The organism is Bartonella sp. AA86SXKL, assembly GCF_042196885.1.
Window position 1 is genome coordinate 1 of the sequence record NZ_JBHIRE010000427.1, and the last position, 646, is coordinate 646.

A 646-nucleotide genomic window follows, 5' to 3' on the forward strand; every position below is an offset into this window, starting at 1 on the left:
TTCATTTTTTGCTTCATAAGTGAAATTTGGCATATATAAAGCAGCCATATTGATTGCTATCTTTTTTCCTTGTTCCATTACAGAAACAGAAATATTCTCTTGCTGAGGGCTATTTCTCAAAGGACTTGCATGAGCACTTATAATTTGTGAAAGAGAAAAAAACGTTGCAATAAAAATACTGAACACTTGATTTTTTAATACTTTAACCATAATTTTACCTCAAATATTTTTAATTGATCACTAATCAAATGCATCGAAAAAGCTAGGAGATGCGCTGAAAAAAAGTTTTTAGGATTGTTTTTGCTCACAAGAATTAACGATGCGTTTTATGGGTAATAATGAGTACAGAGCGTAAGCTATTTTCATTTTCTATACTGAATTATTAAGTTTCCATATTTGAAAGAGAAATTTTGTGAGCTCTACTATTTTGTTTTGTATATAATGAGATTTATTATCCACCCGAATAGCAGTCCCACTGCAGTTGTTGCATACCCGATTGCCATTCCAATACCAAAAATCCCTATTGTGATAGGCTCGACTACTTTTTCAACTTTTCCTTCAAGAGCAGCTTCATTTTTTGCTTCATAAGTGAAATTTGGCATATATAAAGCAGCCATATTGATTGCTATCTTTTTTCCTTGTTCCA

Annotated in this window: 2 pseudogenes; both read right to left on the reverse strand. The window is 31.7% G+C overall.

Going from position 1 to position 646, the window contains the following annotated elements:
• Nucleotides 1-210 (reverse strand): annotated as a pseudogene (locus tag ACFIO5_RS12410) (hypothetical protein); the annotation flags it as partial.
• Between the two features lie 212 nt (nt 211-422).
• Nucleotides 423-646, reverse strand: a pseudogene (locus ACFIO5_RS12415) (hypothetical protein); the annotation flags it as partial.